This window comes from Streptomyces caniscabiei, assembly GCF_014930365.1.
Taxonomy (GTDB): Bacteria; Actinomycetota; Actinomycetes; order Streptomycetales; family Streptomycetaceae; genus Streptomyces; species Streptomyces caniscabiei.
Window position 1 is genome coordinate 298,137 of sequence record NZ_JABXWI010000012.1, and the last position, 23,618, is coordinate 321,754.

Here is a 23,618-nt window from a genome sequence, read left to right on the forward strand (position 1 = left end):
TGCGGCGCGCCGCCTCGTACAGCACAACTCCCGCCGCCACACCGGCGTTCAACGACTCCGCCCCACCCGGCATCGGGATCCGCACCCGGAAGTCACAGGACCCCTCCTGTCTGCCGCCCTCGCACGCTGCGCGGCTTCGGACGGCTGCGCCGGCCTCAGACCGGCGGGCTTCGCCTGCCGGCCCACCGCCGTCAAGACCGCCGACGCGCCGCCTCGTACAGCACAACTCCCGCCGCCACACCGGCGTTCAACGACTCCGCCCCACCCGGCATCGGGATCCGCACCCGGAAGTCACAGGTCTCGCCGACGAGGCGGGACAGGCCCTTGCCCTCGCTGCCGACCACGATCACGACGGGACCCTCCAGGGCCGCCAACTCGCCCACCTCGGCCTCGCCGTCGGCGGCGAGGCCGACCACGACGACACCGGCCTTCTTGTAGGCCTCCAGCGCGCGCGTCAGGTTGGTGGCGCGGGCGACGGGCGTACGGGCGGCCGTACCGGCGGACGTCTTCCACGCGCCGGCGGTCATGCCGGCCGCGCGCCGCTCGGGCACGACGACCCCGTGCCCGCCGAACGCGGAGACGGACCGGACGACGGCACCGAGGTTGCGCGGGTCGGTCACCCCGTCGAGGGCGACGATCAGCGGGTCCTCACCCTCGTCGTGCGCGGCGGCCACCAGGTCCTCCGGGTGCGCGTACTCGTACGGCGGGACCTGGAGGACGAGCCCCTGGTGGTTGAGGCCGTTGGTCATGCGGTCCAGCTCGGGGCGCGGCGCCTCCATGAGGTTGATGCCACCGCGCTCGGCCGCGAGCTGGAGCGCCTCGCGCACCCGCTCGTCGTTGTCGATGAACTGCTGGACGTAGAGCGTCGAGGCGGGCACGCCCTCGCGCAGCGCCTCGACGACGGGGTTGCGGCCCACGACCATCTCGGACGTGCCCTTGCCGCCCCGCCCGCGCGGCGTGGGACGGCGGGCGGCCTGCTTCGCCTTGGCGTTGGCGATGCGGTTCGCCTTGTGCTTCTTGCGCATCTCGGCGGGCGGGGTCGGGCCCTTGCCCTCAAGACCCTTGCGCCGCTGGCCGCCACTGCCGACCTGCGCGCCCTTCTTGCCGGACATGCGGCGGTTGTTAGCGGCCATGACCTACCCGTCTCCTGAGATGCGTGCCTGCGTACGCAAGCGTGTGTACGACATCGTGTGTACGTCTTCGTGCGTACGTATTTCGTGTGTGCTCAATGCAGTGTGCCGCCCGGAGGCCCGGGCGGCACAATCGATCAAGGTTGACCGGACGTCCGGCTCAGCGCGGGCCGAGCGTCCAGCGGGGGCCGTCCGGGCTGTCCTCGATGACCAGACCGGACTGGTTGAGCTGGTCGCGGATGGCGTCCGCGGTGCCCCAGTCCTTACGGGCGCGCGCCGCCTCCCGCTGCTGGAGGACCAGCCCGACGAGGGTGTCGACGACCCCGTGGAGGTCCTCGCCCCGGTCGGCGCCGTCACCGGCCCAGTGCGCGTCCAGCGGGTCGAGGCCCAGGACTCCGAGCATGGCCCGCACCTCGGCGAGCCGCGCCACGGCCTCTTCCTTGTCGTCGGCGGCCAGCGCGCTGTTGCCCTGGCGGACCGTGGTGTGCACGACGGCGAGCGCCTGCGGCACGCCCAGGTCGTCGTCCATGGCCTCGGCGAACGCCGGCGGCACCTCGGCCGCGGGCTCGACGATCCCGCCGGCCTTCTCGAGGACCCGCTGGACGAAGCCCTCGATCCGGGCGAACGCCGACTCGGCCTCGCGCAGGGCGTCCTCGCTGTACTCGATCATCGACCGGTAGTGCGGGGTGCCCAGGTAGTACCGGAGGACGATGGGCCGCCAGTGCTTGACCATCTCGGAGACGAGGACGCTGTTGCCCAGCGACTTCGACATCTTCTCGCCGCTCATGGTGACCCAGGCGTTGTGCACCCAGTACTTCGCGAACTCGTCACCGAAGGCCTTGGCCTGCGCGATCTCGTTCTCGTGGTGCGGGAAGATCAGGTCGAGGCCGCCGCCGTGGATGTCGAAGGCGCTGCCCAGGTACTTGTGGGCCATGGCGGAGCACTCCAGGTGCCACCCCGGCCGCCCCCGGCCCCAGGGCGTCTCCCAGGTCGGCTCCCCCGGCTTCGCCGACTTCCACATGGCGAAGTCGCGCGGGTCGCGCTTGCCGGTCTCGCCCTCGCCCGAGGGCTGGAGCAGGTTGTCCAGCTCCTGGTTGGACAGCTGGAGGTACCCCGGGAAGGACCGCACGTCGAAGTAGACGTTGCCGTCGGCCTCGTAGGCGTGTCCGCGCTCGATCAGCCCGCGCATCATCTCGACCATCTCGGTCACGTGCCCGGTGGCACGCGGCTCGTAGGTCGGCGGCAGGCAACCGAGCACGCTGTACCCGTGGTTGAAGGCGCGCTCGTTCTGGTACCCGATGGACCACCACGGGCGGCCCTGGTCGGCCGCCTTCGTGATGATCTTGTCGTCGATGTCCGTGACGTTGCGGACGAACGTCACGTCGTACCCGCGGTACTCGAACCACCGGCGCATGATGTCGAAGTTGAGCCCCGAGCGGATGTGACCGATGTGCGGGGCCGCCTGCACCGTGGCGCCACACAGGTAGATCGAGACACAACCCGGCGTGAGCGGGGCGAAGTCACGGATCTGCCGGGCGCTGGTGTCGTACAGGCGAATAGTCACGCCTCAAGAGTAGTAGGCCCCGACGCGTGTCCCGCCCCGATCACCCCAAGGACCACGGTTTCGTGACGTTCGGGAGAACCCGCGCCCCGTAAGGGGCGCGGGGAACTGCGCGAGAAGCCCCACCGCCCCGCACCCGGCGACGCGCTCACCCCACCCGGGCGACCAACGCGGTGGCGACGGCCATCAACCCCTCACCCCGTCCCGGAAACCCCAGCCCGTCCGTCGTCGCACCCGAGACCGACACCGGTGCCCCCACCACCTCGGACAACACCTTCTGCGCCTCGTCCCGCCGCTTCCCGATCTTCGGCCGGGCGCCCACCACCTGCACCGCCACGTTCCCGATGACGAACCCCCCGGCCCGCACGATCCGCGCGGCCTCCGCCAGCAACGTCACCCCGGACGCCCCGGCCCACTCCGGCCGCCCCGTCCCGAAGTGCTGCCCGAGATCCCCCATGCCGGCCGCGGAGAACAGCGCGTTGCAGGCCGCGTGCGCGACGACGTCCGCGTCGGAGTGCCCGGCCAGCCCCGGCCCCTCCCCCTCCCACTTCAGCCCGGCGCACCACAGCTCCCGCCCCTCCTCGAAGGCGTGGATGTCGGTACCGATCCCGACCTGCGGCAACACCACGGACCCCGGCAGGGACCCCGGCAGCGCCCCCGGTGTCGTCTCAGAACCCATCGTTCAGCCTCCTGCGCGCCAGAACCGCCTCCGCGAGCACCAGGTCCAGCGGTCGCGTCACCTTGAAGGCCTCCTCGTGCCCGGGCACGACCACGACCCCGAGCCCGAGGCGCTCGACCATGCTCGCGTCGTCGGTCACCTCCCCGGTGACCGTCTCGTGCGCGCGCACCAGCGTCTCCCGGTCGAAGCCCTGCGGTGTCTGCACGGCCCGCAGCCGCGCCCGCTCCGGCGTGGCGACGACCGGTTCCGGCGCCCCCGGCGCGTCCACCGGCTCGACCTCCTTGACCGTGTCGGCGAGCGGCAGCGCGGGCACCACGGCCGGCGCGCCTTCCCGTACGGCCTCGATGACCGCGTCGACCGTGTCGACGGGCACCAGCGGACGGGCCGCGTCGTGGACGAGGACGATGTCGTAGCCGGGCGGCAGCGCGTCCAGGCCCTGCTTCACCGACTCCTGGCGCGACTCACCCCCGGGTACGACGAGGAAGTCGGTCCGCTCGGGCAGCGCGTGCGCGTCGAGGAGGCTCTTGACCTCGGGGGCGCCGTCGGGAGGCGCCACCACGATCACCAGGGAGACGGCACGGGACGCGGCCATGGCCCGCACCGCGTGGATCAGCATCGGGGTGCCGTTCAGCGCGCGTAGCGCCTTGGGGGCGCCCGGACCGAGGCGTACGCCCCGGCCGGCGGCCGGGATCACGGCCGCCGTGCGGGTCGCCGTACCGGTTCCGGAAGGGGAAGGGCGCGAATCGTCAGACATCGGTTCCTGTCAGGTTTGTGTGCTCGGCCTACGTGGGTATGGCCACAGCGTGCCGGGCGCGACACCTTGACCGGACCCTTCCGTGACATCTGGTCGAGCCAGCTGCCCGGGCCCGGCACGCCTAGTACGAGTACCGCGTACTCATGAGCACCGGGGCACGCCAAGTATCGCCGAGTATCAGGGACCCCATTCAGGCGTTCGGCATCCGGGTACGAACATGCCGCAGCGCCCGGCGACATCATGCGTCATCGGGCACCGCGGCATTTCGATGTGCTGCTGCACTGAACGGCTGAACTGAAGGCCGTGCGGGCTGGCTGCCTGCCGTAGGTCAGTTCGAAGTTGCGGTCAGTTTCAGGACGCGAGAACCTCGTCGAGCAGGGCCTCGGCCTTGTCCTCGTTGGTGTTCTCCGCGAGGGCGAGCTCGCTCACCAGGATCTGGCGGGCCTTGGCGAGCATGCGCTTCTCACCGGCGGACAGTCCGCGCTCGCGCTCACGACGCCACAGGTCACGCACGACTTCCGCGACCTTGATGACATCGCCGGAGGCGAGCTTCTCCAGATTTGCCTTGTAGCGACGCGACCAGTTCGTGGGCTCCTCGGCATACGGCGCGCGCAGCACCTCGAAGACCCGGTCCAGGCCGTCCTGCCCGACCACATCACGTACGCCGACGAACTCCGCATTGTCCGCTGGCACACGCACCGTCAGGTCGCCCTGAGCGACCTTGAGCACCAAGTAGGTCTTGTCCACGCCTTTGATCTGGCGAGTTTCGATGGCCTCGATCAGCGCGGCCCCGTGATGGGGATAGACCACGGTGTCGCCAACCTTGAACGTCATGTGACAGGTACCCCTTCCGTGGCTATCCAGGGTAACACGGATACGGCGGGTTCTGAATGGCGTTTTCGCAGGTCAGGGCATATCTCGGGGCTTGACAACTGCAACAGGAACGTGCTGCGGGGCCCGAACGGAAGAGGGTATTCGCAGGTGGGAGCGGCTCTCCGGGCGGAGTGAAACGCGTACGTTACACGCATCCGGAGGGCGCCGGGCGCATCCTAACGTCCCGCTTTGTCCGACTCCAAGTGTGCGACTTCCGCTACTCCGTTCGATGCATGGAGTCGGGTACGAGACGAATCCGGAATTGATCAAGGAGTTCGTTCAAGGGCCCCTGTTCCGCCGTTACCGGATCGTGTTCTGGCGCTGTTCCCGCGGCGTTCTGGCAGTTGATCGATTTTTCGCGGAGGAGCGCATTCCTTACCGGAAATCCAGGACGCGGCCACGACGAGATCGACGGCGGTTTTGCGAATGCCGACCGGGGGGTGTGACGCGTCCGTCAATTGCCTCCGGTGACATGTCGGGGACTTGGGGAGGGTCGGGTGCGGCGGCGACGGGACGGCTCGGTAACCTGAGGCCGCTACAGACCACGTACCGCCCACGTTCTAGGAGTTGCCGCCGCCGTGAGCAGCAGCCTTCGACGCGGCGCCCTCGCCGCCGCCGCCATCGCGTTCTCGATCGCCTCACTCGCCGCGTGCGCCGCCGGCAACAACGCCCAGACGCTGGAGGTCAAGCCGGACAACGCGGCCACCAGCGTCGGCGACATCAAGATCCAGAACGCGATCGTGGTCACCCAGCCCGGCACCGAGACCAAGGGCCCCGCCGTGGTCTCCGCGACGCTCTTCAACGCCGCCACGACCGACCAGACCCTCGACTCCGTCACCGTCGAGGGCGGCGGCACCGTCGAGCTCACGCCCGCCAAGGGCAAGGGCAAGGGCGGCAAGGTCGTCGTCCCGGCCGGCGGCTCCGTGGTCCTCGGCGGCACCGGGAACGCCTCCGCGGTCCTGTCCGAGGTCACCGACGCGGTCAAGGACGGCAACGCCCAGCAGGTCACCTTCGAGTTCAGCGAGACCGGCAAGGTCTCCCTGCGCGCCTTCGTGGTCCCCGCCGAGCACTACTTCGAGAAGTGGGGCCCGTCCGACATCCCCGAGGCCCCCGCCGCCAGCGCCTCCCCGTCCGAGGAGGCGAGCGGCTCCGCCTCCCCCGACGCCACGGGCTCGCCGTCCGCCGACGCGACGGCCACCGAGGAGGAGGGCACCGCCGCCGGCTCCACGGCCTCGCCGTCGTCCTCGGCCGCCGGGGAGACCACGGGCCACTGAGACCGGCCACGTCGGCCACCGGGCCGCCGAGGTCCGTGAGCACGTACGCCGAAGGGCGGCACCCCCTGCGAGGGGTGCCGCCCTTCGGCGTACGGCGGGTGTGCGGCCGTAGGGCCTACGGCTCGAACTTGTACCCGAGACCACGGACCGTCACCAGATACCGAGGCGCGCCCGGGTCCGGCTCGATCTTGGCGCGGAGGCGCTTGACGTGGACGTCGAGGGTCTTGGTGTCCCCGACGTAGTCGGCGCCCCAGACTCGGTCGATGAGCTGCATACGGGTCAGGACTCGGCCCGCGTTCCGCAGCAGCATCTCGAGCAGGTCGAACTCCTTGAGGGGGAGGTCGACCTTGGAGCCCGAGACAGTGACCACGTGACGGTCGACGTCCATACGGACGGGACCGGCCTCCAGCGCGGCCGGGGTGACCTCCTCGGGCTCGCCGCGGCGGCGCAGTACGGCCCGGATACGGGCGACGAGCTCGCGGGAGGAGAAGGGCTTGGTGACATAGTCGTCGGCTCCTATTTCCAGGCCCACGACCTTGTCGATCTCGCTGTCCTTGGCGGTCACCATGATCACCGGGACATTGGAGCGGCTGCGCAGCTGACGGCAGACCTCGGTGCCCGGCAGCCCGGGCAGCATCAGGTCGAGCAGGACGAGGTCGGCTCCGTTGCGCTCGAACTCGTCGAGGCCGTCGGGCCCGGTGGTCGCGATGGCGACCTCGAAGCCCTCCTTGCGGAGCATGTAGGACAGGGCGTCGGAGAAGGACTCCTCGTCCTCGACGACGAGCACTCGGGTCACGGAAGGACCTCCGGGGCGGGAAGCGGTCCGTACGGTTCGTACGGGGATCTGTCGGTGTGAGGCTGTCCGTCCTCGTCGTCGAGGTCCGGGTGCTGGGCCACGCGGTCACGGGCGGCGCCCGCCTCCGGCAGCCTGAGCGTGAACGTGGAGCCCTGTCCCTCCGAGCTCCACACCGTGACCTCCCCGCCGTGCGAGGCGGCCACGTGCTTGACGATCGCGAGACCGAGTCCCGTACCGCCGGTCTGGCGGGAGCGGGCCGGGTCCACGCGGTAGAAGCGCTCGAAGATGCGCTCCTTGTCCTTGTCCGAGATGCCGATGCCCTGGTCGGTCACGGCGATCTCGATATGGTCCCCGCCGGGGGCGGTCACCCGGCGTGCGGCTATGCCGACGCGGGTGCGGGCCGGGGAGTAGTTGACGGCGTTCTCCACGAGGTTGCCGAGGGCGGCGGCCAGCTGACCGCGGTTGCCCCAGACACGCAGCTCGGCGGTGCCGCCGGCGGCCATGGTGATCTGCTTGGTGCCGGCCTGGTGGCGGCAGCGGTCGACGGCCTCGGCGACCAGCTCGTCCACCCGGACCGGCTCGGCGTCCTCCAGCGGGTCGTCGTTCTGCACCCGGGAGAGGTCGATCAGCTCCTGCACGAGGTTGGTGAGCCGGGTGGCCTCGATCTGCATGCGCCCGGCGAACCGTTCCACCGCCTCCGGGTCGTCCGAGGCGCCCATGACCGCCTCGGAGAGGAGGGAGAGGGCGCCGACGGGCGTCTTCAGCTCATGGCTGACGTTGGCGACGAAGTCCCGCCGCACGGCCTCTATCCGGCGGGCCTCGGTGAGGTCCTCGACCAGGAGCAGCACCAGCCGGGAGCCGAGCGGCGCGACCCGCGCGGAGACGGCGAGCGCCTCGCCGCGTCCCGTGCCGCGCCGGGGCAGGTCCAGCTCGACCTGTCGTATCTCGCCGTCGCGGCGGGTGTCGCGGGCCATCTTGAGCATCGGCTCGATGGAGAGCTTGCCGCCCCGCACGAGCCCGAGTGCGTACGCGGCGGAGCTGGCCTTGACGACGGCGTCCGCCTCGTCGAGGACGACGGCGGACGAGCGGAGCACGGACAGCACGGTGTCGACGCCGGGCGGGAGCACCGGGTCGGTGTGCAGGGAGGTTCTGGTGGGACGCTTCTGCTCGCGCTCGCTGAAGCGGAACGCCAGCATGGCGATGACACCGGTGAGCACTCCGGCGATCGCTGCCGCTGCGGCGACCGCCGCGTTCACGTCCATGCATCCAGGTTAGGCACGAGGTCGGACATCCCCACAGCGATCGGAGGGCGACCTCGAACACTCGTCGCCCAGAGTTCACCTTGGAGCCAGTATTGGTTCATTTGGGGTGGCGGAAACGGACGCGTAAGGGCCGGAACGTGGGAGCGTGGGAATTGTCCGGGGCTCCCGGTCACCGTTCGCCGTCGACCGTGCACACGGTGGTCGGGGTACGGCCGTCCTGGCCCGGCCTGGCGGAACGGCTTCCGGAACGGCTTTTCCGGTCACCCACGAGCAGACGTACGTAAGAGAGGGACACCCTGATGCGGGACGCGTACCACGAGGAACTTGACTCGATCGGTGAGGGCCTGGTCGAGATGGCCCGACTGGTGGGGTCGGCGATCGGTCGCGCCACGACGGCGATGCTCGACGCCGACCTGAAGCTGGCCGAGAGCGTGATCGAGGCCGACAAGAAGGTCGACGACCTCCAGCACGACCTGGAGGCCCGCGCGATAGCCCTGCTGGCCCGGCAGCAGCCCGTGGCGACGGATCTCCGCATCGTCGTGACGTCGCTGCGCATGTCGGCCGACCTGGAGCGCTCGGGCGACCTGGCCCAGCACGTGGCCAAGCTGACCCGGCTGCGCTTCCCCGAGCGCGCGGTCCCGCGCGACCTGCACGCCACGATCCTGGAGATGGGCCAGCTCGCGCAGCGCCTGATGGCCAAGGCCGCCGAGGTCATCATCACCAAGGACGTCGACCTGGCGCTCCAGCTGGAGAGCGACGACGACGCGATGGACCTGCTCCACCGCACGCTCTTCCAGCACCTCATGGACGACCGCTGGAAGCACGGCATCGAGACCGCCGTCGACGTCACCCTCCTCGGCCGCTACTACGAGCGCTTCGCGGACCACGCGGTGTCGGTCGCGAAGCGGGTGGTGTACCTGGTGACGGGCGAACACGCGGACGAACTCCAGGCGGACATCCAGCCGGTGCAGCCGGTTGCGGGGGTGGAGGGGGCGTAGGGGGTGGGTCCGGGGGTCCCGGGGTCCCGGGGGTCTTCAGGCTCAAGGAGGCTGGGTGGTGCGCGCGGGGCTCGGGTTGCGGGCTCCGGCGCTCGAAGGCCGGGCAGGGCGTGTGAACGCCTCCATGCGCCGTTGATGCGCCCGGCTGAACGAGCGTGAAATGGGGCAATCAACGGACACAGACACCGCGGTCGCCGCGGTCGGCGCCGCGTGTCCGTACTGCGCGTCAGTGCTGCGTGTGCGTACTGCATGTCCGTACCGCTTGCCAGTACTGCCCGTTCGTACTGCACGTTCGTACTGCGTTTCTGTGCTCGCGTCCGCGCTTCGCCTTCCATCCCTTCGAGGAGGGACCATGGCCGAATCCCCCGCCAGCCCCAGCACGCCGGACCCGACACAGGTCCGGGACACCCATCAACCCGTCGACCGCAAGCCCCTGCCTCTCTTCGGCGCCTGCGGCTGCGGCTCCGGATGCGGGTGCGGATGCCAGTCCGGCAACCCGTGCCAGTGCGGCTGACACCGACCAGCCGACCTGCCGACCGGCAGACCAGCCGCGGCGGCTCTTCTCGTACGCGGGAGAAGGGGGCCTGTCACTCGTGACGGGCCCCCTTTCGCACGCCGCGGAGTCGCCCGAACGACCGTACGGGCGCAGCATGAGGAGGGGAGGAAGGGGAGGGAAGGGGACGGGACAAGGAAAACGGGGGCGAGGACGAAGGAGGTGCGGGTCATGACCAAGTTCATGGACGTCCACCACAACATGAAGGGCATCACGGAGGACCAGCTGCATGCCGCGCACAAGGCGGACCTCGACATCGAGAAGGACGAGAACGTCCACTTCGAACGCGCCTGGGCCGACCCCGCGTCCGGCACCGTCTACTGCCTCTCCGAGGCCCCCTCCGCCGAAGCGGTCCAGCGCATCCACGAACGCGCGGGCCACAAGGCGGACGAGATCCACCCGGTACCGCTGATGATCTAGCCGCACTGGTCACGTACGGCGCGGACGGGCCGGCGCAACCAGCGCGCGCGAGCTCTCGGTCGGCGCGGTCAGCCGCTTCACCACCTCCGCACGCCCTGTCCGGTGACGCTCGCCGGATGGAAGCATCCCCTTGCCGCAACCGGCAGGAACAAGGGGGTTCTGCACATGCCCGTAGTGATGTCGATGCACTGGCCCGAGGTGACTCCGGAGCAGTACGACACCGTGCGAGACGCGGTCGACTGGGAGGGGGTACCGGCGGCCGGGGGCCAGATCCACGTGGCCTGGTTCGACGACGAAGGGCTCCACGTCGTCGACGTGTGGGAGTCCCAGCAGGCGTTCGAGACGTTCTTCGCCGAACGCCTGGCCCCGGTGATCGAGAAAGCGGGCCTGACAGGCACCCCCCACACCACCTTCAGCCCCCTCCACCGCCGCTTCGTCGCCCCTGAGATCAAGGGCGCGGCGTAGACGACACCTAGCCAGCGCACAACGGAACAGGCCCCCCGCTCACGGACGAACCGCGGCCGGGGGGGCTGTTCCGCTCTGCTTACTTCTTCTTGCCCTGGTTCTTGACCGCCTCGATCGCGGCTGCCGCTGCCTCGGGGTCGAGGTAGGTGCCGCCGGGGGTGAGGGGCTTGAAGTCGGCGTCGAGTTCGTAGGCGAGGGGGATGCCGGTCGGGATGTTGAGGCCCGCGATGTCGGCGTCCGAGATGCCGTCGAGGTGCTTGACGAGGGCGCGGAGGGAGTTGCCGTGGGCGGCGACGAGGACCGTGCGGCCGGCCAGGAGGTCGGGGACGATGCCGTCGTACCAGTACGGCAGCATGCGCGTGACGACGTCCTTCAGGCACTCCGTGCGGGGGCGCAGCTCCGGCGGGATCGTCGCGTAGCGCGCGTCGGTCGCCTGGGAGAACTCCGAGTCGTCCGCGAGCGGGGGCGGCGGGGTGTCGTACGAGCGGCGCCACAGCATGAACTGCTCCTCGCCGAACTCGGCGAGGGTCTGGGCCTTGTCCTTGCCCTGGAGGGCGCCGTAGTGGCGCTCGTTCAGGCGCCAGCTGCGGTGGACCGGGATCCAGTGGCGGTCGGCGGATTCCAGGGCCAGCTGCGCGGTGCGGATGGCGCGTCGCTGGAGGGAGGTGTGCAGCACGTCCGGGAGCAGGCCGGCGTCCTTCAGCAGCTCACCGCCGCGCGTCGCCTCCTTCTCGCCCTTCGGAGTGAGGTTGACGTCCACCCAGCCGGTGAACAGGTTCTTCTCGTTCCACTCGCTCTCGCCGTGGCGGAGGAGGATCAGCTTGTACGGTGCGTCGGCCATGGCCCCGAGCGTAATCGACGGCCGAGAACCGTCATACGTCCGGCCGACAGGCGGACACGCTCCTGCTCCCCTCCCATGACAGTTGACTGGGGTTGCTGATCGGGTGGTCGCTGCCAGACGCGCCGTCCGGGAAACGGTGTCGGGGCTGCCCGCGAGTTCTGGTGGCTGTGGATCAGCACGCTGGTGAACCGGCTCGGCGCCTTCGTCGCCATCTTCATGGCGCTGCACCTGACGCTGGACCGCGGGTACTCCGCCTCGTACGCCGGACTCGTCGCCTCGCTGCACGGGCTCGGCGGAATCGTCTCGTCGCTCGGCGGCGGGGTCATGGCCGACCGGCTCGGGCGGCGGCCCACGCTGCTCGTCGCGCAGGTCTCGACGGCCCTGTCGGTCGCGCTGCTCGGCTTCGTGCACGATCCCGTCGCGATCGCCGCGGTCGCCTTCCTCGTCGGCGCCGCCGGCAACGCGTCCCGCCCCGCCGTGCAGGCGATGATGGCGGACATCGTCCGGCCGGAGGACCGCGTCCGCGCGTTCTCCCTCAACTACTCGCCGAGGTCGTCAACGCGCCGACCCAGACCGGGGTCGTCGTCCGCCTCTCGCCCGCCCGGGAGCGCGGCCGCTACCAGGGCATGTACACGATGTCGTGGTCCGTCGCCGCGCTCGTCGCTCCGCTGATGTCCGGCGTCGTCATCGACCGGTGGGGCGCGGAGTGGCTGTGGGGGTTGTGCGCGGTGATCGGCACCGTGGCGGGGGTGGGGTACTGGGCACTTATGCGCCGGATGACGGATACGGGTACGGGTACGGGTACGGATCTGGTGGAGGGGGCCGGCGCGGTGCCGCAGGAGGTGCCCGTCACCGTGCCTGGGCAGGTGACCGCCGCCGCGCCGGTGGAGACGTCGGCCTCCGCCTTGGGCGAGGCCGCCGGTTCGGGCCGGGCGTAGGGTCACGGCCTCGGCGATACGACCCGGCCGTACGACCCCGGCCGTCCCCGGCGGTGCCTCACGGGTGCATCCGCGCCCCCTTCACCACCTTGTCCACTCCGTTGCGCGGGCCGTAGACCGCCAAGCCGACCAGGTCCAGCTCCCCCGTCGCGACGGACCGTACGGCTGTGCGGTTGTCGCGGTCGTTGCCGGTGCCGAAGAGGTCGGATGTGAAGAGGGCGCGCGGGAGGGCGCGGGACAGCGCGCGCGTGTGCGCTGCCTTCAGGACCTCCTTCGTGGCCTCGAAGACGAGGACCGGCTGCCGGAACATGGGCAGGTAGCCCACCCCGTCGGCGTCCTCGTACGGCTCGCCGATCACCTCGGGAACCGTCGGGCCCAGACCGCTGACCAGGAACGACGTGACGTTGAGGCGTTGCCAGGTGGCGAGGTCGTCGCGGAGGAGGACGGCGATCTTGGTGTCGAAGCGGATGGGGGGCGTACCCACGGAGGGCACGGCGGTCGCGCCGGGGGCCTCGTCGAGCGTGTCGCTGTTCATGGGATGAGACTGCCGATCGCCGGACGATCCCGTCTTGTACGTTCTTTGCATGGGTTCCCAGCGGTCCGGTTCCCCCCAGCAGTCCGGTTCCGCCCAGCGGTCCGGTTCCCCCCGGCGTGACGTCACCGCCTGGCGGCCGCGGGTGTCCGGCGTCGTCGAGGTCTTCCACGCGCACTACACGGAGTACGCGTACCCGATGCATGTGCACGACGTGTGGACGCTGCTGATCGTGGACGACGGGGCTGTGCGCTACGAGTTGGACCGGCACGAGCACGGGACGCCGCACGACACGGTGTCGTTGCTGCCGCCGTTCGTGCCGCACAACGGGGCGCCGGTGACGGAGCGGGGATTCCGGAAGCGGGTGCTGTACCTGGACCCGAACGCACCCCTCGCCGCGCTCGACGCGAGCCTCGTGGGGGCGGCGGTGGACGGCCCTGACCTGCGGGATCCCGTACTACGGCGGCGGGTGGGGCAGTTGCACGCGGCGCTCGCGCGGCCGGGCGACGAGTTGGAGGCGGAGAGCCGGCTCGCACTGGTCGGGGAACGGCTGCGGTGGCATCTGCGACCGTCGGCCGCACCGGAGAGCACGACGTCAGGTGCCGGTGCGGGGGCCGCTCCCGGCGCTCGTTCCGTCGCCCATCGGCTCCGTGAACTCCTCGACGAGCGGGTCGCGGACGGGATCACGTTGGAGGAGGCCGCGGGGACGGTCCAGGCCCACCCCGCGCATCTCGTACGGGCGTTCGGAGCGGCCTTCGGGATCGCACCGCACCAGTACCTGATGTCCCGGCGGGTGGAGCGGGCCAGGCGGCTGCTGCTGGAGGGCATGCGGCCGGGCGAGGCGGCGGCCGAGGCCGGGTTCTACGACCAGGCGCACCTGACGCGGCACTTCGGACGGTGGGTCGGGGTCACCCCTGGCCGCTATCGGAACGGTCGGCCACCACGTCCCGCGTCAGATGGCTGAACGCGTCCAGGTTGCGGGTCGGTTCGCCGCGTGAGACGCGCCAGGCGTACTCCTTGCGGATCGCGGAGGCGAAGCCCAGTTCCAGGAGGGTGTTGAAGGCGCCGTCGGCCGCCTCCAGCACCTGGCCGAGGAGGCCGTCGATGCCCTCGGGGGTGACGGCGGAGAGCGGCAGCCGGGCGGTGACGTAGATGTCGCCGAGCGGGTCGACGGCGTAACTGACGCCGTACAGCTTGAGGTTGCGCTCCAGGAGCCAGCGGTGGACGCCCGCCTCGTTCTCGTCGGGATGGCGGATCACGAAGGCGTTGAGGGAGAGGGAGTGGCGGCCGACGATGAGGGAGACGGTCGTCGAGAGTTTGCGGGTGCCGGGGAGTTTCACGACGTAGGAGCCGGGCCCGGGGCTCTCCCACTCCAGCTCGGCCTCGGTGAGGACCTGCTCGATGATCGCCGCTTCGTCAGCCATGGGGCGAGCGTACCCGCCGGTACGAGCGGGGCGACCGGGAAGCCGCGCGGAGGCGTTTCAACAGGGGCGGCGGCCCCTGGGGCGCGCCCCAGGGGCGGCCTCGGGGGCCGGCCCCAGGTAAAGGGCGGGGCTCACCCGTAGTGGGCGCGCACCCGGTGGCGGCGGTGGTCCTGCAGGGCCGCCGTGTACACGTCCGCCGTGGCGGCCGCCGACGTGTCCCAGCCGAAGGACTCGGCGTGGCGGGCGGCGGCCGCGCCCATACGGGCGGGCAGTTCGGGGGCGTCGGCGAAATCGCGCAGCACGCGCGCGTACGCGACGGGATCGTGGCCCTGGACCAGGAAGCCGGTCTCCGTGTCCTTCACGGCGACCGGGAGGCCACCGACCGAGGCCGCCAGCACCGGCGTACCGGCCGCCTGCGCCTCGATGGCCACCAGCCCGAAGGACTCGCTGTACGACGGCATGACCAGCACGGACGCCGCCCGGAACCAGTCCGCGAGCTGTTCCTGCCCGACGGGCGGCCGGAACCGTACGACATCGGCGATGCCGAGCCGCGCGGCCAGCTTCTGCAGGCCCTCCGGCTTGGCGAGCCCGCTCCCGCTCGGCCCGCCGACCACCGGCACGACGATCCGCGACCGCAGCTCAGGGCGCTCGGTGAGAAGGACGGCGACGGCGCGCAGGAGCACGTCGGGCGCCTTCAGTGGCTGGATACGGCCCGCGAAGAGAGGGATCAAGGCGTCCGGGGGAAGACCGAGGCGGGCCCGCGCCGCCGCGCGGCCGTCGGCGGGACGGAACCGGTCGAGGTTCACGCCCGGGTGGACGACGGCGACCTTGGCCGGGTCGGCGTCGTAGTGGCGGACGAGTTCGTCGGCCTCCTCCGCCGTGTTGGCTATGAGGCGGTCGGCGGCGCGGACGATCTGGGTCTCGCCGATGACACGGGCGGCGGGTTCGGGGGTGTCGTCGACGGCGAGCGCGGCGTTCTTGACCTTGGCCATCGTGTGCATGGCGTGCACCAGGGGGACGCCCCAGCGTTCGGCGGCGAGCCAGCCGACGTGGCCGGAGAGCCAGTAGTGCGAGTGGACCAGGTCGTAGTGACCGGGGCGGTGGCCCGCCCAGGCCTGCATCACGCCGTGCGTGAAGGCGCACAGCTGGGCCGGGAGTTCCTCCTTGGCCAGCCCCTCGTACGGGCCCGCGTCGACGTGCCGGACCAGGACACCGGGGGCCAGCTCGACCTTGGGGGGCAGGGCGCCGGTCGTGGCGCGGGTGAAGATCTCCACCTCGATGCCCTGGGCGGCCAGCCGCTGCGCCAGCTCCACGATGTAGACGTTCATCCCGCCCGCGTCGCCCGTGCCGGGCTGGTGCAGCGGTGACGTGTGGACCGAGAGCATCGCGACCCGGCGCGGCTTCCGGTGCAGCCGAAGCCGCCCCGCGCCGACCGGGGAACGTCGCCCGAGCCTGCTGACGTAGTGGCTCACGTGGCGGTTCCTCCTCGCTCCGGGCATGCCGTTGGGAGGGCGTGGGGTCCCTCTCGGGAGGGGGAACACCGGAGGAGGCTGTTCCATTTCCCCTTTGCACAATTATTACCGAGCTTCGCTCAACCGTTCGAGCGCTTGGGAAGTGGGGGTGGGGGCCGCGCCTTGGGAACGGATGAGGTGGGTGCCGCGCCCTGGGATGGGATGGGGTCGGATGAGGTGGGTGCCGCGCCCCGGGATCGGATGAGGTGGGTGCCGCGCCCCGGGATCGGATGAGGTGGGTGCCGCGCCCCGGGATCGGATGAGGTGGGTGCGGGGCGCGGGTCCGAGCGGCGGACATACGCTCGCCCCATGGCAAGACCAGTCGGAACCGTGACGCGCGGCACCACCAACCCCAACCGGCTGCGCCGCATGGACCGCTGGATCGCGGCGACCCACGGTGCCGCACTCCGCCGCGCCGCCGCCCCTCTCGCCGTCGACCTCGGCTACGGCGCCGCCCCCTGGACCGCCGTCGAACTCCTCCGCCGCCTCCGCACGGCAGCGCCCCGCACGCAGGTCGTCGGCGTCGAGATCGACCCGGCCCGGGTCACAGCGGCGGAGCCCTACGCATGCGAGGGCCTGACCTTCCGCCACGGCGGCTTCGAGGTGCCGGTACCGGGCCGGCCCACCCTCATCCGGGCCGCGAACGTGCTCCGTCAGTACGACGAGGACGAGGTCGCCGCCGTCTGGGCCCGCCTGTGCGCCCGCCTCGAACCGGCCGCACCGCCTCCTCCCGGCCGGGCCCACCCCACCACGGGCCCACGCCCCGCCACGGGTCCCCAACCCACCACGGGTCCCCACTCCCCCACGACCCCGTACCCCTCCGGAGGTCTGCTCGTCGAGGGCACCTGCGACGAGATCGGCCGTCGGCACGTCTGGGTCGCCCTCGGCCCGGAGGGACCCCGTACGGTCACCTTCGCCACCCGGCTCGGCTCCCTGGACCACCCCTCCGACCTCGCCGAACGCCTGCCGAAGGCCCTGATCCACCGCAACGTCCCCGGCGAACCGGTCCACGCCTTCCTCCGCGACTTCGACCACGCCTGGGCGGCGGCGGCACCGTACGCCTCGTACGGCGCGCGGCAGCGCTGGATCCGCACGATCCGCGCGCTGAGCGCGGACTGGCCGGTGCGGGACGGGGTGTCGCGCTGGCGCCAGGGCGAAGTCACGGTGGCCTGGGAGGCGTTGGCGCCGCGATTCGGCGGCTGACGTCCGGCTGAAGGCAGTTGGACAGCTGGGCAGTTCGGCGGGCGGGCGCGGGTCGACGAAGGCCGTTCGGGGGGGCGGGCGCGGGTCGTCGCGGGCCGTTCGGTGGGCGGGCGCCGTCGAGCGCGCCGCGCGGACTGTAATTACGGAGAGCGACAATTTTGTGACGCAGGGGAACGATCCCCTCGGGCCGTTCGTCAGACAGGCGGGGACGATGCCACGCAGGTGGGAGCAGGGGAGGAGAGAAGTGGCGGTGGGAAGAAGTGAGTTCTTGCCCACCTCTGTCGCATTCCGCGACGCCGTGACACGATCACCCGGGCACCGGCAAGTTACTGACGGTTAATCAATTCTGTTTCCACTGGGGTGGGGGGCTAGAGGTATGGCAGTCGGCAAGCGGAACCTGACCATGGCGGCCGTGGCCGTGGTCTGCGCGATGACCGTCCTGGGCGCACCGGTCACCGCGTACGCGAGCCAGACGAGTCCGACCGAGCCGACCCCGAGTCCGACGCCGACCCCCTCGTCCTCGGCGTCGCCCGCCCCCGGGTCGACCCCCGTGACGAACGAGGACCTGGAGCGCGTCCGCACCAAGCTGGAGGGCCTCTACCACGACGCCGCGGTCGCCACGGACGCGTACAACGCGGCCGAGGAGAAGGCCGACAAGCAGTCCGAGGAGCTCGTCGACCTGGCCCATGAGGTCGTCCAGGGCCAGCAGAAGCTGGACAAGTTGCAGGACCTCATCGGCGCCGCGGCCCGCGCCCAGTACCGGGGCAGCGGTCTCCCGCCCGAGGTGCGGCTGTGGTTGAGCGAGAACCCGCAGGACTTCCTGGAAGGGGCGGACCGGCTGCGCCAGGGCCAGCTCGCGACCAAGGGTCTGCTCGCCGAAATGACCCGCACGCAGCAGGACTTGGAGCAGTACTCCAAGGACGCCTCCGCGCGCTGGGAGAAGCTGGAGACCAACCGCAAGGCCAAGGAGAAGGCCAAGAAGAAGATCAAGAAGCAGATCGCCGCCGCCGAGGAGCTGGAAGCGCAGCTGGAGGACGACGAGCGGGAGCGGCTGGCGCAGTTGGAGGACGAGGCCGCGCAGAAGTCGCAGGCGGCGTGGCTGGACTCCGGGATCCTCGCCGAGATCAACGGCAAGGCGTCGCCGCAGGGCAAGAAGGCGGTCGACTTCGCCACGAAGCAAATAGGCAAGTGGTACGAATGGGGGGCCGAGGGCCCCGACACCTACGACTGCTCCGGCCTCACCAGCGAGGCGTGGGCCGCCGCCGGGCTGACCATCCCCCGCACCTCCCAGGAACAGTGGCGACAGCTCAAGCACATCGACATCCAGGACATGCGCCCCGGCGACCTCATCATCTACAACGCCGACGCCAGCCATGTCGCCATGTATCTGGGCAACGGCTCGATCGTCCACGCCCCTCGCCCCAACCGAAAGGTGACGATCGCGGGCGCGGGCACGATGCAGATCCTGGGAGTCGTACGCCCGGACGCGTGAGCCGGGGGTCGATCGGGAGCCGGGATCCAGCGGGAGGCGTGCGTTGAGCGGGGGGCGTGCGTTGAGCGGGAGGTTGGGGTCGGCATGAGCTGAAGGCCGGGGTCGGCGTGAACCGGAGGCCGACGTTGGCGTGAGCCGACGGCCCGGCGTCGGCGTGAGCCGAAGGCCAGGGTCGGCGTGAAGCCGAGGCCGGGCCTGGTGTGGACCCGGGGCCTGCGGCAGACGTACGGCGGCCGCACCCCCCTCGCCCTCCCCAGCCCGCGCACCGCCTCCCCCCGTGAGCCACCCCACGTGACTCTCGCCACCTTCCCCGTCGGGCTCAACCTCCGGCGCGTGACATTCGTCATCCCAGGAGAAAGCCCTGCCATGTCCAAGTGCGGTAGGGGATGCGGCATATGACGGCGGCCGTTTGCCACCCGGCGACCCGCCGCCCATTCCGTTGCGGCGGCGCCTGGCGCTAAGGTCCCCGTCGGTGGGTCGAGGTCCCTCGCCCGCCGTGCCCTCGGGGGGAGGGAAGGAACCCAACACGATGCCCGTACCCGTACCGCGGCAGAGAACGATCCCGGCCGCGGAAAGTGGTCAGGCGCACGCCGTGTCCGCGCCCAGCGGACCGTCCGGAGAGGGGGCTGCCCTGAACGCCTCGGCCCTGGCCCCTGCAGACAACTCCACGAACCCGCCCGGCCCGCACGCCTCCGGCCCCGGCACCACGGGCCCGGCCGCGCAGCCCGGCCCCACCAACCTCACGGTGCTCCTCATCGAGGACGACCCGGCGGGTTCCCTCAACGTGCCCGACGTGCTCGACTCGGCGGGCAAGCCGATCCGCGTCCGCACCGCCCGCAACCTCACCGAGGCCCAGCGGCTGCTGACCGACGACGTCAACTGCATCCTCCTGGACCTGGCCCTGCCGGCCCCGCCCCGCCCCGCCGACCCGGAAACCGAGTCGGCCGACCACCCGGACGACGAACTCGCCGTCCTCAAGCACGTCCTGGACCTGGCCCCCCGCCACGCCGTCCTGGCCCTCACCGACTCCGGCGACGCCGAACGCGGCGCGGAGGCGGTCCGGGTGGGCGCCCAGGACTACCTGTTCCGGGACGAAGTGGACGGCCGCCTGCTGAGCCGCGCGATCCGCTACGCGGTGGAGCGCAAGCGGTCCGACACGGCCGAGCGCCGGCTCACCGAGTCCAAGCTGCGCGCCCAGGAGAACGCCCGCCTGGAGCGCGGCCTGCTGCCGACGCCCCTGCTGGAGGGCTCGTCCCTGCGGTTCGCGGCCCGCTACCGGCCGGGCCGTTCCCGCGCGCTGCTCGGCGGCGACTTCTACGACACCGTCCGCACCCCGGACGGCACGGTGCACGTGATGATCGGCGACGTCTGCGGGCACGGCCCCGACGAGGCGGCGCTCGGCGTGGAGCTGCGCATCGCCTGGCGGGCGCTGACCTTCGCGGGGCTCTGCGGCGACGAACTGCTGTCCACGCTCCAACGCGTCCTGGAGCACGAGCGCGAGAGCGACGAGATCTTCGCGACGCTCTGCACGGTCGACATCGCCCCCGACGGCCGCCGCGCCGGCCTCTGCCTCGCGGGCCACCCGTCCCCGCTGATAGCCCGGCACGGCCAGGGCGGCCGGCCGACCCCGCCGGCCGAACTGCTGCCGTACGACAACGGCGGTCCCGCCCTGGGGCTGCTCCCGAACGCCCGCTGGCCGCGCACCCAGATCGAACTGGGCGCCGCCTGGAGTCTGATGCTCTACACCGACGGCCTGATCGAGGGCCGGATCGGCCAGGGCAAGGAGCGGCTGGGCCAGGACGGCATGGTGGAGATGGTCCGCCGTCAGCTCGCCGAGGGTCTGCGCGGCGAGGAACTGCTGCGGGCCGCCGTGAACGAGGTCCGCGCCCTCAACGGCGGCGAACTGACCGACGACGTGGCGGTCCTGCTGCTGGACCGGGAGGTCTGACAGGTCCGACCTCCGAGGAGGTCACCGGCCGCCGTTGTACGGGCCGTACGGACCGTCGCTGCTGGAGCCTCGGCTGCCGCCCCGGCCACCACCGCCGGAGATCTGCCGCACGGCGGGGCGTACGTCGACGATGTAGACGATGCTGGCGATGAGACCGATGATCGGCAGGAACGACAGGAGCGGGAACAGCAGGCTCACGACGAGCGCGATCCCGAGGATGATCAGCCAGAACACCTTGGTCTGCTTGTCCGTCGCGCGGAACGCGTCCTCCCGCCGGAACGCGGCGTCGATCACCGCGAAGGCGGCGAGTGCGATCACGGCGAGCTGCAACAGCCCCATGAACCCCGCGAAGCCGTTCATCAGCATGGTGCCCACCACCGCCCGTTCCGTTCACGCATAAGAATGCCGACCGTTTCTCCCACGCGGCCACCGTACCCGTAGAACGGGCCGGTCACCCCAAAGGTGCCCGGCCCGTCTCCGTACCGCGAGGTACTGAGAGGCCTCGCACGCGTGCCTCTCGCTCTGTCACCGACTGCGTCGTCGGCTATGTCGCCCACTCGGCGGCTCGCCGTGTCGCTTACTTGGCGGGCGGGGTGGTCTTCTTCGCGGCCGTCGTCTTGCGCGCCGGAGCCTTCTTCGGCGCGGTCTTCTTGGCGGCGGGCGCGGGCGCGGGGGCGGCCTGGGCCGGGACCGGCTTCGCGGTGGCCGGCTCGTCCTTGACCTCGACCGGCTGAGAGTTCGGCTCGACGGCGATCGCGAGCTCCTCGATCTCCTCGGCGGCCTCGCCGCGCCAGGTGCGCACGGCCTGCTCACCGTGCTCGGCGACGCGCTCGTACGTCTCCCGGGCCTTCACCGCGTACTCGGCGGCGACGCCGACGCTGCGCAGCGCGAGGTCCTGAGCGGTCTCGCCGAGCTTCTTCAGGTCGGTGTCGAGGGTGCCGATGATCTCGGTGACCTTGGTCTGGAGGTTCTCCTGGGTCTCCTTGACGCGGGCGGTCGCCTTCTCCTGCACGGCCTTCGGGTCGGTCTGGCGCACGGCGTCGATCTTGCCCGGCGCCTCGGCGCGCAGCTGCTCGACGAGGCCGGGGACCTTCTTCGCCTGCTGGAGGGCGAGGTCGGCGGTGCCGGCGGCGAAGTAGAAGGGGGTCGGGTCGGTGACGGCCTTGCGGATGTCGTCGGTGATGGCCATGGTGATGGTCCTCCGGGTTGCTTGCAGCTGAGGGTTTTGTGTCGTTCCGGTCCGGATCGACGGCGCGGTCACGGTCGTGGAAGCCGACGTCGACGCGGTCGGAGTCACGGTCGTGGTCGTCGTGGTCGTCGTGGTCGATGTCGCTGACATGGTCGTGGTCAACTCGCCGTCCGTCGCGGACCGGCACCGCCGCCGTCGGCCGTACGAGTGCCGGGGGCCGAGGCTTCCTCGGCGCCCGCCGCTGTGTCTGTGCCCGTGTCTGCACCAGTGCCGGTGCCGGTCTCCGCCGCCGCGACATCGACGCGAACGTCGGTGTCCGTGTCGGTGTCGGCCTCGATCTCGAATCCGTTCTCCTTGCGGAAGGACTCGTAGATCTGGAGCAGCACCTGCTTCTGCCGCTCGTTCAGCGTGGGATCGGCGAGGATGACGGCACGTGTCTCGACCTCGTCCCGGTCCCGCTCGGCGTCGAGGATGCCGGCCCGCACGTACAGCGTCTCGGCGGAGATCCGCAGCGCCTTGGCGACCTGCTGCAGCACCTCCGCGCTCGGCTTGCGCAGCCCGCGCTCGATCTGGCTCAGATACGGATTGGACACCCCGGCGGCGTCGGCGAGCTGCCTGAGCGACAGCTGCGCGTTCCGCCGCTGTTCACGCAGGTACTCACCGAGATTGCCGACGTTGAGCGATGCCATGCCTCCACCATGCCCCACCCTCGCTAACTATTGCAAGCACCCGCTTGCAAAAGTGCGCTACGCCACCCGGCGGTGGTGATCGAATCGTTGTCGCGTCGCGTACAACCGGGCACGGCCCTTCGCTGTCCCACCTTCAGTCGTGCGGATGAGTCTCCGGCCGGTGCGCCCACGCGCTCGGGCCAGGAGGCGAGGAGATGGGTGGGGCGCAGGATGAGGAAGTCGCTGTGGAGAGCGGTGGTGGCCGGTGGAGCGGCGATCGCGTTCACGGGGGTGGCGGCGGTGCCGGCCGGGGCCGCGGAAGGCGGGGTCTCCTTCAGCCGGGTCACGGTGAACGGGGGCAAGCCGATCGTGATCGGGGTCAAGGAGGAGGTCGAGGTGCGTGCGGCCTTCCGGATGACGACCAAGCTCAAGTACGACTTCGGGCCGACCGTGTTCCCCTACCGGGGGAAGCTCGACAACGCGGACACCGTGCACAGCGCCGTCATCACCAGTGACTGCGAGGTCGTGGACAAGGCGAAGGGGATCTGCGACTTCGAGGAGTGGCTGTACATCGACCCGCGGCACCTCGACTTCGGGAACGAGGACGCCGGCACCTGGCGGACCGGCGCCCGGGTCTTCCTCGCCGGCGACGGCCACGACGCCGACGACGAGAACCTCCCCCTGCGGATCCAGCGGGCCACCCGCGTCACCGTCAACGCCTCGCCGGAGCCGGTCACGAAGGGCAAGACCCTCACCGTGACCGGCCGGATCACACGGGCGAACTGGGACACCCACACGTACCAGGGCTACGCGGGCCGCACGGTGAGCCTGCAGTTCAAGGCGGCGGGCGCCTCCTCGTACACGACCGTCGCGAAGGCGACATCGAGCACGACGGGTGCGCTCAGGGCCACGGTGAAGGCCACCGGGGCGGGGACGTGGCGGTGGACGTACTACGGGAACTCCACCTCCGGAGCGAAGTCGTCGACCGGGGACCACGTCGCCGTGCGATAGGCACTCCGGCCGTCAGTCGTTAGTCGTCATTCCGGCAGTCCGGCAGTCCGGCAGTCCGGCAGCCCGGCAGCCCGGCAGCCCGTCGGTCCGTCGGTC

At 71.1% G+C, this 23,618-nt stretch carries 23 protein-coding genes and 1 pseudogene; 10 read left to right on the plus strand and 14 right to left on the minus strand.

The window, feature by feature from the left end; translation table 11 throughout:
* Nucleotides 1-191: 191 nt before the first annotated feature.
* From rlmB to HW837_RS31695, 5 genes are all read right to left on the minus strand, one after another.
* Nucleotides 192-1,133 carry a 23S rRNA (guanosine(2251)-2'-O)-methyltransferase RlmB gene (gene rlmB / locus HW837_RS31675; protein WP_193381489.1) on the minus strand — a complete coding sequence of 314 codons (942 nt, stop codon included), beginning with the start codon at nucleotides 1,131-1,133 and terminating at the stop codon, nucleotides 192-194.
* Nucleotides 1,134-1,290: 157 nt separating this feature from the next.
* Nucleotides 1,291-2,694 carry a cysteine--tRNA ligase gene (gene cysS / locus HW837_RS31680; RefSeq protein WP_045555981.1) on the minus strand — a complete coding sequence of 468 codons (1,404 nt, stop codon included), beginning with the start codon at nucleotides 2,692-2,694 and terminating at the stop codon, nucleotides 1,291-1,293.
* Nucleotides 2,695-2,839: 145 nt separating this feature from the next.
* Nucleotides 2,840-3,370, minus strand: a complete 531-nt coding sequence (gene ispF, locus HW837_RS31685) for a 2-C-methyl-D-erythritol 2,4-cyclodiphosphate synthase (protein WP_045555980.1) — start codon at nucleotides 3,368-3,370, stop codon at nucleotides 2,840-2,842.
* Complete coding sequence (gene ispD, locus HW837_RS31690) at nucleotides 3,360-4,124, minus strand: 2-C-methyl-D-erythritol 4-phosphate cytidylyltransferase (RefSeq protein WP_045555979.1); 765 nt, start codon at nucleotides 4,122-4,124, stop codon at nucleotides 3,360-3,362. Before ispD ends, ispF begins: the two co-directional genes overlap by 11 nt.
* Nucleotides 4,125-4,475: 351 nt before the next feature.
* Nucleotides 4,476-4,958, minus strand: coding sequence for a CarD family transcriptional regulator (locus tag HW837_RS31695; RefSeq protein ID WP_003953493.1), 483 nt, complete (start codon nucleotides 4,956-4,958; stop codon nucleotides 4,476-4,478).
* Between the two features lie 617 nt (nucleotides 4,959-5,575).
* Between HW837_RS31695 and HW837_RS31700 the strand changes: the two genes are divergently transcribed.
* The gene (locus HW837_RS31700) at nucleotides 5,576-6,271 is read left to right on the plus strand and encodes a copper chaperone PCu(A)C domain-containing protein (protein ID WP_045555978.1); all 696 of its coding nucleotides are present in this window, start codon (nucleotides 5,576-5,578) and stop codon (nucleotides 6,269-6,271) included.
* A 115-nt stretch (nucleotides 6,272-6,386) separates the two neighbouring features.
* Here the strand turns inward: HW837_RS31700 and phoP are convergent, their stop codons facing one another.
* Nucleotides 6,387-7,067 carry a two-component system response regulator PhoP gene (gene phoP / locus HW837_RS31705; protein WP_033322296.1) on the minus strand — a complete coding sequence of 227 codons (681 nt, stop codon included), beginning with the start codon at nucleotides 7,065-7,067 and terminating at the stop codon, nucleotides 6,387-6,389.
* Nucleotides 7,064-8,329, minus strand: coding sequence for a two-component system sensor histidine kinase PhoR (gene phoR, locus HW837_RS31710; RefSeq protein WP_045555977.1), 1,266 nt, complete (start codon nucleotides 8,327-8,329; stop codon nucleotides 7,064-7,066). Before phoR ends, phoP begins: the two co-directional genes overlap by 4 nt.
* Before the next feature lie 299 nt (nucleotides 8,330-8,628).
* On the opposite strand from phoR, the gene phoU reads away from it, so the two are divergent.
* From phoU to HW837_RS31725, 3 genes are all read left to right on the plus strand, one after another.
* Nucleotides 8,629-9,327: a phosphate signaling complex protein PhoU gene (gene phoU / locus HW837_RS31715; RefSeq protein WP_045555976.1), complete on the plus strand. Its 699-nt coding sequence runs from the start codon at nucleotides 8,629-8,631 to the stop codon at nucleotides 9,325-9,327.
* 724 nt (nucleotides 9,328-10,051) lie between these two features.
* On the plus strand, nucleotides 10,052-10,300 hold the full coding sequence (locus tag HW837_RS31720) for an SCO4226 family nickel-binding protein (protein ID WP_045555975.1): 249 nt from the start codon (nucleotides 10,052-10,054) through the stop codon (nucleotides 10,298-10,300).
* Nucleotides 10,301-10,465: 165 nt separating this feature from the next.
* Entirely contained in the window at nucleotides 10,466-10,765 is a 300-nt protein-coding gene (locus HW837_RS31725) for a hypothetical protein (RefSeq protein ID WP_093789862.1), read from the plus strand.
* Between the two features lie 79 nt (nucleotides 10,766-10,844).
* On the opposite strand, the gene HW837_RS31730 is transcribed toward HW837_RS31725, so the two are convergent.
* A complete protein-coding gene (locus HW837_RS31730; RefSeq protein ID WP_045555973.1) occupies nucleotides 10,845-11,606 on the minus strand; it encodes a phosphoglyceromutase in 762 nt (253 codons plus the stop codon).
* 103 nt (nucleotides 11,607-11,709) lie between these two features.
* Between HW837_RS31730 and HW837_RS31735 the strand changes: the two are divergent.
* Nucleotides 11,710-12,544: pseudogene (locus HW837_RS31735) on the plus strand (MFS transporter).
* A 58-nt stretch (nucleotides 12,545-12,602) separates the two neighbouring features.
* On the opposite strand, the gene HW837_RS31740 reads toward HW837_RS31735, so the two are convergent.
* Nucleotides 12,603-13,079, minus strand: coding sequence for a DUF2000 domain-containing protein (locus HW837_RS31740; RefSeq protein WP_086798315.1), 477 nt, complete (start codon nucleotides 13,077-13,079; stop codon nucleotides 12,603-12,605).
* Between the two features lie 49 nt (nucleotides 13,080-13,128).
* On the opposite strand from HW837_RS31740, the gene HW837_RS31745 reads away from it, so the two are divergent.
* Nucleotides 13,129-14,040 (plus strand): AraC family transcriptional regulator, encoded by a 912-nt coding sequence (locus HW837_RS31745; RefSeq protein WP_045555972.1) that lies wholly within the window; start codon nucleotides 13,129-13,131, stop codon nucleotides 14,038-14,040.
* On the opposite strand, the gene HW837_RS31750 is transcribed toward HW837_RS31745, so the two are convergent.
* Both HW837_RS31750 and mshA read right to left on the minus strand, forming a co-directional pair.
* Entirely contained in the window at nucleotides 13,985-14,500 is a 516-nt protein-coding gene (locus tag HW837_RS31750; protein ID WP_045555971.1) for a type III secretion system chaperone family protein, read from the minus strand. The two genes, HW837_RS31745 and HW837_RS31750, sit on opposite strands and share 56 nt — an antisense overlap.
* Before the next feature lie 131 nt (nucleotides 14,501-14,631).
* A complete protein-coding gene (gene mshA / locus HW837_RS31755; protein WP_045555970.1) occupies nucleotides 14,632-15,972 on the minus strand; it encodes a D-inositol-3-phosphate glycosyltransferase in 1,341 nt (446 codons plus the stop codon).
* Between the two features lie 348 nt (nucleotides 15,973-16,320).
* Here mshA and HW837_RS31760 point away from each other — a divergent pair, with 348 nt between their 5' ends.
* From HW837_RS31760 to HW837_RS31770, 3 genes are all read left to right on the plus strand, one after another.
* A complete protein-coding gene (locus HW837_RS31760) occupies nucleotides 16,321-17,214 on the plus strand; it encodes a hypothetical protein (RefSeq protein WP_045555969.1) in 894 nt (297 codons plus the stop codon).
* Nucleotides 17,215-17,590: 376 nt separating this feature from the next.
* The gene (locus HW837_RS31765) at nucleotides 17,591-18,706 is read left to right on the plus strand and encodes a C40 family peptidase (RefSeq protein ID WP_045555968.1); all 1,116 of its coding nucleotides are present in this window, start codon (nucleotides 17,591-17,593) and stop codon (nucleotides 18,704-18,706) included.
* Between the two features lie 529 nt (nucleotides 18,707-19,235).
* Entirely contained in the window at nucleotides 19,236-20,654 is a 1,419-nt protein-coding gene (locus HW837_RS31770; protein WP_045555967.1) for a response regulator, read from the plus strand.
* A 21-nt stretch (nucleotides 20,655-20,675) separates the two neighbouring features.
* Here HW837_RS31770 and HW837_RS31775 read toward each other — a convergent pair whose 3' ends face one another.
* The 3 genes from HW837_RS31775 to HW837_RS31785 all read right to left on the minus strand — a co-directional run bounded on the left by HW837_RS31775 (nucleotide 20,676) and on the right by HW837_RS31785 (nucleotide 22,532).
* Nucleotides 20,676-21,020, minus strand: coding sequence for a DUF2516 family protein (locus HW837_RS31775; protein ID WP_045556370.1), 345 nt, complete (start codon nucleotides 21,018-21,020; stop codon nucleotides 20,676-20,678).
* A gap of 211 nt (nucleotides 21,021-21,231) precedes the next feature.
* Nucleotides 21,232-21,843, minus strand: a complete 612-nt coding sequence (locus tag HW837_RS31780; RefSeq protein ID WP_045555966.1) for a hypothetical protein — start codon at nucleotides 21,841-21,843, stop codon at nucleotides 21,232-21,234.
* A gap of 158 nt (nucleotides 21,844-22,001) precedes the next feature.
* Nucleotides 22,002-22,532 carry a helix-turn-helix domain-containing protein gene (locus HW837_RS31785; protein ID WP_045555965.1) on the minus strand — a complete coding sequence of 177 codons (531 nt, stop codon included), beginning with the start codon at nucleotides 22,530-22,532 and terminating at the stop codon, nucleotides 22,002-22,004.
* Nucleotides 22,533-22,742: 210 nt separating this feature from the next.
* Between HW837_RS31785 and HW837_RS31790 the strand changes: the two genes are divergently transcribed.
* On the plus strand, nucleotides 22,743-23,522 hold the full coding sequence (locus HW837_RS31790; protein WP_045555964.1) for a hypothetical protein: 780 nt from the start codon (nucleotides 22,743-22,745) through the stop codon (nucleotides 23,520-23,522).
* Nucleotides 23,523-23,618 lie beyond the last annotated feature (96 nt).